This is a genomic window from Confluentibacter citreus (assembly GCF_002807055.1).
Classification (GTDB): Bacteria; Bacteroidota; Bacteroidia; order Flavobacteriales; family Flavobacteriaceae; genus Confluentibacter; species Confluentibacter citreus.
Genome location: NZ_NIXN01000001.1, coordinates 900,589 through 913,337, shown reverse-complemented (window position 1 = coordinate 913,337; position 12,749 = coordinate 900,589). Strand labels below are relative to the sequence as shown.

Sequence of the window (12,749 nt, the reverse complement as noted above, 5' to 3'; positions counted from 1 at the left end):
AAGGTTATGACCTTAACACCCATTAAAACACCATTAGTTGCGAAAAAGATGTTCCCAAACTATGTTTGGGACATCCCAACTGATGACAAAACCCTCTATCTTACCTTTGATGATGGCCCAACACCCGAAATTACAAATTGGGTACTAAACACTTTAAAATCCTTCAATGCAAAAGCGACTTTTTTTTGTATAGGAAAAAATATTGAAACGCACCGGGACATCTTTCAAAATATTTTAAATGATGGTCATGCTATTGGAAATCACACCTATAATCATGTAAAAGGTTGGAAAACAAAAACTAAGGATTATTTATTTGAGATTGATAAAACGCAAAGCATAATTAGTTCTCAAATGATGGATTTTTCGTCTTCAAACATGAATCTCTTTCGTCCGCCTTATGGCCAAATAACGCCTAAACAAGGAAAAGAATTGATGAAACTAGGATATAAAATAATCATGTGGGATGTCATATCTTTTGATTGGGATAAGACTGTAACTATGGAAACCTGCTTAAATAATGTTACAGCAAAATCTACTAATGGAAGTATTATTGTTTTTCATGATAGTATAAAAGCATCAAAAAATATGCAATACATATTGCCTAAAGTATTAAAACACTTTAGTGAAAAAGGTTATAATTTTAACCCTTTAATTTTTTAAATATATTGCTGAATGATGCCTATAAGTGTATTGGCATCTTGCTCTCCACTTTGTCGCCATTTCATTTCACCATTTTTGTAGATGATTAATGTTGGCAATCCTTTTACACGGAGCGCTTCAGCTAATTCTTCATTCTTTTCAACATCAATTTTAATAACCTTAGCTTTATCTCCTAAAGCCGCGGCAACATCTCTTAGCACAGCGTGCATAGCTGTAGACTGTTCATTCCATTCTGTAAAAAAATCTAACAAAACAGGAATATCAACATCAATAAGTTCCCCAAATTTTGACATACTTTATTGTTTATTAGTCAAATACACTTATACAAACCTACATATTTTTTTCATATTACAAATAATTGCAAGTATTCAAAAATACATTTCTCAATGGATTAACATAAAAATACATAAATTCTTTATATGTACGGTAATTTCTAAGGCAATTAAGATACACTAGTACCCTTTTTAAGTTCAATCACCGTAATTTCTGGCCAAATACCTACACGCCCTGGAAAAGCCAAATATCCAAAACCTCTATTTACATTAATGTATTGCCCCATTTCTTTATAAATACCTGCCCAATATTTATAGCGCCATTTAGAAGGGCTCCATTTAATCCAGCCAGGAATTTCAATCCCAAATTGCATACCATGGGTATGGCCACTTAATGTTAAATGATAATGATAGGGGTCTTGAATGACTTCATTTTCCCAATGCGATGGGTCGTGACTCAATAATATCTTAAAATCTTTTTCATCAATATGCGTTGAGGCTTTTTTCAAATCTCCGGCCTTTTTAAATCCTCCAGCACCCCAGTTTTCAACTCCAAGTAACGCAATTCTATCACCGTCTTTTTCAAGATATCTACTCTCATTAAGTAGCAAATCAAACCCTAATTGTTCTTGAATTGTTTTTAAATCCTCTAAATTTTTGTGTTTTGCATTATCTGATTCCCAAGACACATAATCTCCATAATCATGGTTTCCTAATACCGAAAATTTTCCGTCTTTAGCTTTAAGCTCTCCAAAAATGTCCATATAAGGATGCATTTCTTCAGCCTTATTATTTACCATATCTCCCGTAAATAATATCACATCGCTTTCTTGCTCGTTTATTAGGTTAACAGCATAACGTACTTTCTCTACATTATCGAAACTACCTGAATGAATATCGCTTATTTGAGTAATTTTATAACCATCAAATGCTTTTGGCAAATCTTCAAAGTGTAATGTATATTTTAGAACTTTATAATTATAACGCCCTTTATAAATTCCATAAATAACAGATGCAAAAGGGATTGCTGCCAAGCCTAAGGCTATTTTGCTTATAAACTGTCGCCTTGCAGGAAAATAATCGCCTTTAGCTGAATTGCCTTCGGTAAAATATCTATAAATGGCCTGTGGTATCCTAAATATATCTTCTCCAAACATAAATAGTAGTAAAACCATTTTAGGAACTATAATGGCTATAAGAAACCCGATAGCGTATGCATTAGCATGAGAAAACCCATTACTTCTACTAAAACCATAATAACTGTAAACAAAGTTCCCTACAACCAAAAAGGTAATAACCCAATATAAAGCTAAAAACCAATTGTTCTTAACAACCGTTTTTAATGCCTGAAAAGCATAAAAATCTAAAATTCCAAAAACAATTAGAAAGATAGTCCAACGAAGCATAAATTTATTTTTTTCAAAGATAATGGTATTCTAAATGAATAGACAATAAGTAAATTTTTATTTAACTATTAGTTAAGATTTTAACCCTTACGCACTTGATGCTAAAATGTACAAAAAATAGCTTACTCATTAATTTACGTTTTAAAGATAACTTTTTGTAGTTTTGATTTTCTATCAAAAAAAACCAATGTCAAATCAAAAACGTCTTTTCCTAGTTGATGCCTATGCCCTCATTTTTCGTGGCTATTATGCATTTATTAAAAACCCCAGAATCAATTCTAAAGGCACGGACACCTCAGCCATTATGGGCTTTATGAACTCCCTTTTAGATGTTATAAAAAGAGAAAGACCAGACCATTTAGCTGTTTGTTTTGATAAAGGCGGCAGTGTGGATCGCGTGGAAATGTTTGAAGCCTATAAAGCCAATAGAGATGTGACGCCAGAAGCTATTAAAATTGCCATTCCCTATATCTGTGAGATTTTAAAAGCCATGCATATTCCTATTATGGTGAAAGACGGTTATGAAGCTGATGATGTTATTGGAACCCTTTCTAAACAAGCCGAAAAAGAAGGTTATAAAATCTTTATGGTAACGCCCGATAAAGACTTTGCGCAATTGGTTTCTGAAAATATTTTCATGTATCGCCCTGTTTTTGGTGGTGGGTACGAAACTTGGGGCATTGAAGAAGTGAAGAAAAAATTTGAGGTCACACACCCTTTACAGGTTATTGACTTTTTGGGAATGATGGGTGACTCTAGCGATAACATCCCTGGATTACCCGGTATTGGAGAAAAAACGGCAAAAAAACTATTAGCAGAATACGGTAGTATGGAAAACCTTTTGGCAAATACACATGAGCTAAAAGGAAAAATGAGGGAAAACATAGAAAATGCCAAAGAATTGGGGATATTATCAAAAAAACTAGCGACTATCATGTTGGATGTTCCTGTTGATTTTAATGCGAAGGATTTTGAACTGGACCAACCCGATATTCAAAAAGTAACTGAAATATTTGAAGAATTAGAATTCCGACAATTATTAGCCAATTTTGTAAAAACATTTTCTGTTGAAACCCAAGAATCTTCATTAGACAACCAAAATACTGAAACGTCTTCGGAAGAAAAACCAAAAGAAATAAAGCAACAAAAAAGTAATGCTGGTGCTGGTCAATTCTCATTATTTGGCGGTGATGGAGACGAAGAAGTTATAACAAATTATAGCTCAAGAAACACCGCTACGACAACATCCCATTTTTACCAAAGTGTCGCTTCGGGAATGGGAACCAAACTTTTTATAAAAAATTTATTAAGTCAAAAAAGTGTTTGTTTTGATACGGAAACCACAAACATTGATCCCATTATTGCCGAATTGGTGGGCATTGCCTTTTCTTGGGAAACAGGTAAAGGGTTTTATTTGCCATTTCCAGAAAATCAACAGGAAGCACAAGAGCTTATTGAACAATTGCGGCCGTTTTTTGAAGATGAATCTATTCAAAAAATCGGTCAGAATTTAAAGTACGACATCAAAGTACTTCATAAATACAACATCAAAGTAAAAGGGAAATTGTTTGATACCATGTTGGCACATTACCTTATCAACCCCGATATGCGCCATAATATGGATGTTTTGGCAGAAACCTATTTGAACTATACGCCCATTTCCATCACCGAACTGATTGGAAAAACTGGCAAAAACCAACTCTCCATGAGAGACGTTCCGCTTGAAAAACAAACGGAATACGCTGTTGAAGATGCCGATATCACCCTTCAACTTAAAGAACATTTTGAAAAGGAATTGGGCGAAGCCAATACCCAAACCTTATTCGACGACATTGAAATTCCGCTATTAAGAGTTTTAGCCGCTATGGAATTGGAGGGAATCAATTTAGATGAAAACTTTTTAAAATCATTATCTGTCAAATTAGATAACGACATCAAAACATTAGAACAAAACATCTATAAAGACGCGGGAGAAACCTTTAACATCGCTTCACCAAAACAATTGGGCGAAATTTTGTTTGATAAAATGAAGTTGATTGACAAACCCAAAAAAACCAAGACAGGACAATACGCCACTTCCGAAGATATATTGAGTTATTTGGCTAAAGATCATGAAATCATTCAACATATTTTAGATTACAGAGGCTTATCAAAATTAAAAAGCACTTATGTGGATGCCTTGCCCAATCAGGTATTAAAAATCACGGGTAGAGTACACACCGATTATATGCAAACCGTTGCTGCAACTGGGCGTTTAAGTAGTAACAATCCGAATCTTCAAAACATTCCCATTCGCACGGAACGTGGCAGGGAAGTGAGAAAAGCATTTATTCCAAGAAACGAAGAGTATGTTTTACTATCAGCCGATTATAGTCAGATAGAACTCCGTATCATCGCAGCATTAAGCAAAGAAGAAACCATGATTAATGCATTTAAAAAGGGTGAAGATATTCATGCCTCAACCGCATCAAAAGTATTTAATGTGCCTTTAAACGACGTGACCCGAGAACAACGAAGCAATGCCAAAACCGTGAATTTTGGTATTATATATGGTGTTTCGGCTTTTGGCTTAAGCAATCAAACCAATTTATCGCGCAGTGAAGCTAAAGAACTTATTGATACCTATTATGCTACCTACCCAAAACTAAGAAGTTTTATAGGTGAACAAATTGATTTTGCTCGTGATAATGGCTATGTGCAAACGGTTTTGGGTCGACGCCGTTATTTAAAAGACATTAATTCTAGAAACGCGGTTGTTAGAGGAGCGGCTGAGCGAAATGCGGTTAACGCACCCATACAAGGTAGTGCTGCCGATATTATTAAAATAGCCATGATAAATATATACGATAAGCTAGAAGCTGGTAACTACAAAACAAAAATGCTTTTGCAAGTACATGACGAATTGGTTTTTGATGTTTTTAAACCTGAATTGGAAAACATTAAAATTCTTGTAAAAACCGAAATGGAAAACGCCTATAAACTGGACGTTCCACTTGATGTAGATTTGGGTGTTGGAAATGATTGGTTGGAAGCACATTAAACTAAAAATATTAAAATGAAATCAAAAAAATTTATTTTACTTGTGATAGCAACTTTTTCCATGTTGTTTGAAAGCCATGCAACAAACACGAAGCCTTCACAGGCAATTAAATTCAATATAGAAAAAGACCTGTTATTAGTCCAATTTGATTGTAAAACTGATGTAGACGACCTACATACTGTTGCAGCTTTAATGACCATTTTGTCTCACCCAAATTTTTCAAAAATAAATTTTCATGCAGTCGCTGGTACTTATGGTATTCAAGAGGGCCTTTATGTCCCACCCAATACTTTGTTTAATCTGGCATTCGGAGATAATTGGACAGATGCTCATGAAAATTTAAAACCAGCTGTTCAACAAGTAAAAGCTAAAATAAAAGCAACCCTTGAAAACCAAGGTGATATTTGGATTGCTGAAGCAGGACAGTCCGATTTTACTGCTGAACTCATTAAAGCAATACAAGCGGATTTACCTAAAATAATAATTTCTGAACGCATTCATGTCGTTCAACATAGTGAATGGAATGAACAATCTGCCGCTCCCGAAAACTTAGAATTTGTAAAAAATCATGCTGATTATCATAAAATTCCTGACGGGAATTCAGTTGGCAATGGAACTCCTGGATTCCGATCTGCTGATTATACCCATTGGAAAGATAAAATGAAGAACCCAAAGTTAATCGAAATTTGGCAGATGGCCATAGATATATCAAACGAATATAACGGAAAAGAAGGGCGTTACCTTAATGAAGCCATCGCGGCGGGTGGTTTGGATTTCTCCGATCTATCGGAAGTTTGTTGGATTTTGGGAGTACAGGATATTAAAGATGCTGAACAATTTTTTAATCTTTATTCCATTTAAAATCTTAATGGATTATGGTTGAAAATATGCACAATAATACTTACATTAGGTGCTACTAAACCAATTAAATTGTTTTGCTTTTAAATTAACTATTATGAAAAAAATTTATGCTTTATTAGCTTTTCTTAGTGTTGTTTCATTAAATCCTATTCATTCTGTTTTTGCACAAAACAACCAAACTTCTAGAATTGTTGAAGATGGTGGCACCGGCCCTTTTAGTGCTATTATGATTTCAGAAAAAACATTGCCTACGCATACCGTTTTTAGACCACAAGATCTTAGTAAGATTGGCGACACCAACAAACTGCCCATTATTGCTTGGGGCAATGGTGCCTGTGCAAATTCGCCTTGGGAACATATCAATTTTCTTTCGGAAGTTTCATCCTATGGTTTTTTAGTGATTGCCATTGGCCCTATGCCACAAGAAGGAGAGCGTGGTAGCGGCCGTTCTGAATCCAAACAACTTATAGATGCGGTTGATTGGGCGATTGCTCAAAATAGTGATAACTCCAGCCCTTATTTCAATAAAATTGATATCACTAAAATAGCGGTTAGTGGTATGTCTTGTGGTGGTCTGCAAACTTTGGAAATGGCTCCAGACCCAAGAGTGACCACAGCGGTAATTTATAATAGTGGCATTTTAGGTGCAAGTGGTGGTATGCCAGGTATGCCACCACTTATAAAAGACGATTTAAAAAAACTGCATACACCTACCCTTTATGTTTTGGGTGGCGAAACGGACATTGCTTATAATAATGGTATGGACGATTTTAAACGTATTGACCACGTGCCTGTATTTGTTGCTAATATGGACGTAGGACATGGCGGAACTTATAGCAAACCACATGGTGGCGAATTTTCTAAAGTTGCCACTGCTTGGTACCAATGGCAATTAAAAGGGGACGAAGAAGCTGCGAAAATGTTCAAAGGGCAGCCTAGTGGCTTGTCTAATTCCCCTATTTGGAAAGTCGATAAAAAGAATATGCCATAACAAGATTTTGAATATTAAAAGTTCATTTAGTGAATCTTAAATTCGAAAAATGACTGTTTTAAGTCTTGTGTGAAGACTAACTTTTAATACTATATAAAAAAACCAGAGAGATTAAATTTCCTGGTTTTTTTAATTTTATTAAAAACTGTCAAATTTATTTTAGGACTACTCGTATTTTTGTTCTAATAAAATATATGATAGACCATACATCCATTTTTAATATAAGTAGCCAAGTAGAATTTGAAGATTTAGCACTGAAGATTTTCAAATTTCAGTTTGAAAACAATAGAGTATATCGCTCTTTTTGCGACTTGCTATATATTCATTATAGTGATGTAAAAAACATACACCAAATTCCATTTCTGCCCATTCAGTTTTTTAAAACACATAATGTTGTTAGTTCTAATAATCCTGTTGAAGCCACTTTTACAAGTTCTGGAACTACTGGAAGTATAACCAGCAAGCATCATGTAACCGATTTAGATATCTATAAAACAAGTTTTTCCAAAGGATTTGAATCGTTCTATGGAAACATTCAAGATTATACTATTTTGGCAATATTACCTTCTTATTTAGAGCGTGAAGGTTCTTCCTTAATTTATATGGTTGAAGACATGATTTCTCAGTCTAAGTATAAAGAAAGTGGATTCTATCTCAATAATATTTCGGAACTAAAAGACACCTTGACAGGTTTAGATTCTCAAGGACGAAAAGTGCTTCTTATTGGCGTGTCTTTCGCTTTATTGGATTTGGTTGAAACCTTTCAATTCCATTTAAAAAATACCATTATTATGGAAACTGGCGGCATGAAAGGCAGACGAAAAGAACTGATAAGAGACGAACTTCACAAAAAATTGAAAGCAGGCTTTGGCGTTGAAACCATCCATAGTGAATATGGCATGACGGAATTATTGAGTCAAGCATATTCGAAAGGAAACGGTGTTTTTCATTGTCCAAAATGGATGCGCCTATTAACTAGAGATACCGAAGATGCTTTGAGTATTCTACCTATTGAAAAAACGGGAGGCATTAACATTATTGATTTGGCAAATATCAACTCTTGTTCCTTTATTGCTACGCAAGATTTAGGAAAAGTTTATAAAGATGGTTCATTTGAAGTTATTGGACGCTTTGATGATTCGGATATCCGCGGTTGTAATCTTATGGTGATTTAATATCAATCAACATATTAATCAAAAATAAATTAGTCCATATGTAAGTTTTACAAAAATCTATCGACAGAACTAGAGCTATGAAAAAGAAAGATTTTCTTAATTTATAGTTTAGTTTGGTTGGTTAGTTGAAAAAACCTGATGTTCCCCATCAGGTTTTTTTTATTTTAAACACAGTACAAAATAGTTTTTCTTACCACGTTGAAGCAATACAAACTTATTGTTTATCAAATCTTTTGAAGTGATGGTATAATCTTCAGCTACTTTTTCTTTATTCACAGAAATTGAATTCTCCTTTAGCGCTCTTCTGGCTTCTCCATTAGATTTTAAAAATCCCCCTTTTTCAGCTAAAGCAGCGATGATATCCAAACCGTTTTCTATGTCTGATTTTGAAATTTCAGTTTGTGGAACGCCATCAAATACATCTAAAAAGGTTTGCTCGTTAAGTTGTTTTAAATCATTACTTGTTGAATTTCCAAACAGGATATCGCTGGCTTTTATGGCATTTTCTAAATCATCTTTAGAATGTACCATCATGGTAATTTCTTCTGCGAGACGTTTTTGCAACACCCTTAAATGTGGGGCTTCTTGATGTTCCTTTATTAAAGCATTAATTTCAGATTCCGACAAAAAAGTGAATATTTTAATATATTTTTCAGCATCAATATCACTGGTATTCAACCAATATTGGTAAAATTTATAAGGCGATGTTCTATTGGCATCCAACCAAATATTACCACCTTCGGTTTTTCCGAATTTGGTACCATCGGCTTTGGTTATTAAAGGCCAAGTTAAGGCAAATCCTTTTCCTCCATCTATACGTCTAATTAATTCAGTTCCCGTGGTGATATTCCCCCATTGGTCACTACCACCCATTTGAAGTGTGCATTGTTTATCGCGATATAAGTGTAAAAAATCGTAACCTTGCACCAATTGATAGGTAAACTCTGTAAAGCTCATCCCCACTGATGAATCAGATGACAAACGTTTTTTTACCGAATCTTTAGCCATCATATAATTTACCGTAATATGTTTACCCACATCGCGAATAAATTCAAGAAATGAAAAACTTTTCATCCAATCGTAATTATTCACCATAACCGCAGCATTTTTAGCTTCACTATCAAAATCCAGAAAACGTGACAATTGTTCTTTTATAGCATTTTGATTATGTATAAGTGTTTCTTCGTTAAGCAAATTACGTTCATTCGATTTTCCGGAAGGATCCCCTATCATACCTGTTGCTCCACCTACTAACGCTATAGGTTTATGACCTGACAATTGAAAATGCTTAAGACCCATAACGCCTACCAAGTGCCCAATATGCAACGAATCGGCTGTAGGATCTATCCCAACATACGCAGAACGCATGGCTTCTAATAAATGTTCCTCAGCTCCTGGCATACTATCTTGTATCATGCCTCTCCATGTTAATTCTTTAACAAAATTCTTAATCATTAATTCCATGTTTTAGTAAACTTGGGCAAAGATAAAAATCAATGCATAATTACTCATGTATTATGAATAATTCTTTAATTTAGTTGCATGATTTTAGTAACAGGAGGTACTGGTTTAGTTGGTTCGCATTTACTTTATAAGCTTGTAAGCACCAAGGAAAAAGTAAGGGCTATCTTTAGGGATGAGCAAAAACTTGAGCATGTGAAAAATGTGTTTTCATGTTATACCGAAGACTATAAAATTCTTTTTGAATCTATTGAATGGGTTAAAGCTGACATCTTAGATGTTCCTTCTTTAACCGAAGCTTTTAAAGGTGTTACTTATGTGTATCACTGTGCTGCTTTGGTGTCTTTTGAACCCAATAAATACCATGCTTTAAGAAAGGTTAATATCGAAGGCACAGCCAATATTGTGAACTTTTGTATTTCATATAACATTAAAAAATTGTGTTATGTTAGTTCTATTGCAACATTAGGACACACGCTGAGTAAAGAACCCATTACTGAAGAAACCATTTGGAATCCCGAGTCCGATAACAATGTATACGCCATCACCAAGTATGGCGCCGAAATGGAAGTTTGGCGGGCCACACAAGAAGGATTGGATGCTGTTATTGTAAATCCGGGTGTTATTTTGGGTGCTGGAATTTGGAATGCCGGAAGTGGACGTTTATTTAAAAAAGCCGACAAAGGCATTAAATATTACTCTAAAGGAACTGTTGCTTTAGTGTCTGTTGAAGATGTCGTTTTAATTATGATCGCGCTTTTAAAAAGCAATATCAAAAACGAACGGTTTGTGTTAGTAGCAGAAAATTGGACTTTCAAAAGGTTTTTACAGATGTTAGCAACATCAGTAAACAAAACTCCGCCAAAAAAATTAGCCCCGGCATGGCTTTTACAAATTATGTGGAGATTAGATTGGTTAAAATATTCTCTAACCGGTAAGCCAAGAAAATTAACCAAGCAATTATGCAACTCTTTATCTTCGGAAACGTATTATAGTAGCGATAAAATAAAATCTGCTTTGAATTTTGAGTTCGAATCTATAGATCAAACTCTTTTTAGGGTTGGGAATCTATATGCGAAATAGGCGTAATCAACCCTCCTTCTATATCATCTTTTGTACTAATATCTTTAATGGAATCCTTATTTACTAACAATTTTAAGGAATCATTTTTTCTTTGTTCTTCTAATTCCTTTAACTCTAAAGCTTCATAAAAACTACTAAGAGCTTCTAAACTATCTTTTACTTTAGTATAGATTTCTTCATAATCTTTAAGATGAAAGGCATAATAATTATTACTTAAGGCAAACTGTGTACTATCTATGTTATACTTTTTGTAAATATACTTTTCTGATTGAATATTACTGCTATCCAAAACTTTTATATCATCTCCTGCTGTTACAGATGCTATGAGCTTTAAATCTATTAAAATATTAACCATATCTGCCTTAGAAATTAAGTTCTTAGGCTTTTCAGGTTCTTTAAATTTATAGCAAGAAACCACAAACAATAAAACAATAGTATATGGAATAAATTTTTTCAACATTATCTATTAAAAGTTAATCGTTTGGCTGCTTTTACATCACTAAATTTAGAATTATTATAAACCAAACTTCCGTTTATAAACGTTTGTGTAATTCTAGATTTAAACGTAGTCCCTTCAAATGGAGACCAACCACATTTGTACAAAATGTTATCTTTTTTAACCGTCCAAGGATTATTCAAATCTACCACAACCAAATCTGCAAAATAGCCTTCTTTAATAAATCCTCTTTTCTCAATTTGAAATAATATAGCTGGATTATGGCACATTTTTTCCACCACCTTTTCAAGAGAAATTTTTTCTTTATGATACATTTCTAACATGGCAGGAAGCGCATGTTGAACCAATGGTCCACCAGAAGGTGCTTTACTGTAAACGTTTTTCTTCTCCTCCATAGTATGTGGCGCATGGTCTGTTGCAATCACGTCAATTCTATCATCTAGTAAAGCTTCCCACAATTGTTCTCTATCGTCTTCGGTTTTAACAGCTGGATTCCACTTTATAAACGTGCCTTTGGTGTCATAATCCTTATCAGTAAACCATAAATGATGAATGCAAACCTCAGCCGTAATCTTCTTGTCTTTTAACGGTACTTTATTGTTGAATAAATCGGTTTCGATGCCAGTTGACAAATGAAAAACATGCAATCTAGCGCCTGTTTTTTTTGCTAATTCAATAGCTTTTGATGATGATAGATAGCAAGCTTCTGCACTTCTTATTTCTGGATGGTACTTTATAGGAATATCATCACCAAACTTCTCTTTATAAATTTCAAAATTTGCTTTTATGGTCGCTTCATCCTCACAATGTACAGCAATTAGCAATTTGGTTTTTGAAAAAATGTTCTCCAAAACCGTAGGGTCGTCTACCAACATATTTCCTGTTGATGAGCCCAAAAACAATTTTAACGCCGCGACCTTTTTGGGGTCCACTTTTAAAATTTCATCCAAATTATCGTTGGTGCCACCAAACATGAATGAATAGTTTGCCGAAGATGTTTTAGAGGCTATTTCAAACTTTTTTTCTAATTCCTCTAAGGTAGTTGTTTGAGGATTGGTATTAGGCATTTCTATAAAAGACGTAATGCCCCCTGCTATGGCTGCTTTAGATTCTGTTTCTATAGTTGCTTTATTTGTTAACCCTGGCTCCCTAAAATGTACTTGGTCGTCTATGACGCCCGGTAACACATATTTACCTTCTGCATCAAAAACAATTACATCGGCAGATTTGGCGCTTATGGAATCGTTTATTTCCTTTATATAGTCTCCTTCAATTAAAATATCGCCTTTTAGTATTGTTCCTTCATTAACAATATGGGCATTTTTTATAAGTATGGTTTTCAT

11 protein-coding genes are annotated in these 12,749 nt (G+C 34.3%); 6 read left to right on the top strand and 5 right to left on the bottom strand.

Features of this window, described 5'->3' with window-relative positions:
* Positions 1–6 precede the first annotated feature (6 nt).
* Entirely contained in the window at positions 7–660 is a 654-nt protein-coding gene (locus tag CDH49_RS04015) for a polysaccharide deacetylase family protein (RefSeq protein ID WP_100614099.1), read from the top strand.
* Here CDH49_RS04015 and CDH49_RS04010 read toward each other — a convergent pair.
* Both CDH49_RS04010 and CDH49_RS04005 read right to left on the bottom strand, forming a co-directional pair.
* Positions 657–953 carry a thioredoxin family protein gene (locus CDH49_RS04010; protein ID WP_100610177.1) on the bottom strand — a complete coding sequence of 99 codons (297 nt, stop codon included), beginning with the start codon at positions 951–953 and terminating at the stop codon, positions 657–659. The genes CDH49_RS04015 and CDH49_RS04010 overlap by 4 nt on opposite strands.
* A gap of 149 nt (positions 954–1,102) precedes the next feature.
* Positions 1,103–2,338 (bottom strand): metallophosphoesterase, encoded by a 1,236-nt coding sequence (locus tag CDH49_RS04005; RefSeq protein WP_100614098.1) that lies wholly within the window; start codon positions 2,336–2,338, stop codon positions 1,103–1,105.
* A gap of 187 nt (positions 2,339–2,525) precedes the next feature.
* On the opposite strand from CDH49_RS04005, the gene polA reads away from it, so the two are divergent.
* From polA to CDH49_RS03985, 4 genes are all read left to right on the top strand, one after another.
* Positions 2,526–5,378 (top strand): DNA polymerase I, encoded by a 2,853-nt coding sequence (polA, locus tag CDH49_RS04000; protein ID WP_100614097.1) that lies wholly within the window; start codon positions 2,526–2,528, stop codon positions 5,376–5,378.
* A 15-nt stretch (positions 5,379–5,393) separates the two neighbouring features.
* Positions 5,394–6,239, top strand: coding sequence for a hypothetical protein (locus CDH49_RS03995; protein ID WP_100614096.1), 846 nt, complete (start codon positions 5,394–5,396; stop codon positions 6,237–6,239).
* 94 nt (positions 6,240–6,333) lie between these two features.
* The gene (locus tag CDH49_RS03990; protein WP_100614095.1) at positions 6,334–7,230 is read left to right on the top strand and encodes an alpha/beta hydrolase family protein; all 897 of its coding nucleotides are present in this window, start codon (positions 6,334–6,336) and stop codon (positions 7,228–7,230) included.
* Positions 7,231–7,424: 194 nt separating this feature from the next.
* Positions 7,425–8,405 carry a LuxE/PaaK family acyltransferase gene (locus tag CDH49_RS03985; protein ID WP_100614094.1) on the top strand — a complete coding sequence of 327 codons (981 nt, stop codon included), beginning with the start codon at positions 7,425–7,427 and terminating at the stop codon, positions 8,403–8,405.
* 159 nt (positions 8,406–8,564) lie between these two features.
* Here CDH49_RS03985 and tyrS read toward each other — a convergent pair whose 3' ends face one another.
* Complete coding sequence (gene tyrS / locus CDH49_RS03980; RefSeq protein ID WP_100614484.1) at positions 8,565–9,860, bottom strand: tyrosine--tRNA ligase; 1,296 nt, start codon at positions 9,858–9,860, stop codon at positions 8,565–8,567.
* Positions 9,861–9,947: 87 nt separating this feature from the next.
* On the opposite strand from tyrS, the gene CDH49_RS03975 reads away from it, so the two are divergent.
* Positions 9,948–10,949, top strand: coding sequence for an NAD-dependent epimerase/dehydratase family protein (locus CDH49_RS03975; RefSeq protein ID WP_100614093.1), 1,002 nt, complete (start codon positions 9,948–9,950; stop codon positions 10,947–10,949).
* Here CDH49_RS03975 and CDH49_RS03970 read toward each other — a convergent pair.
* Together CDH49_RS03970 and CDH49_RS03965 are read right to left on the bottom strand one after the other, a co-directional pair.
* Entirely contained in the window at positions 10,921–11,409 is a 489-nt protein-coding gene (locus CDH49_RS03970) for a DUF4296 domain-containing protein (RefSeq protein WP_100614092.1), read from the bottom strand. The genes CDH49_RS03975 and CDH49_RS03970 overlap by 29 nt on opposite strands.
* Entirely contained in the window at positions 11,409–12,749 is a 1,341-nt protein-coding gene (locus CDH49_RS03965) for a dihydroorotase (RefSeq protein WP_100614091.1), read from the bottom strand. Before CDH49_RS03965 ends, CDH49_RS03970 begins: the two co-directional genes overlap by 1 nt.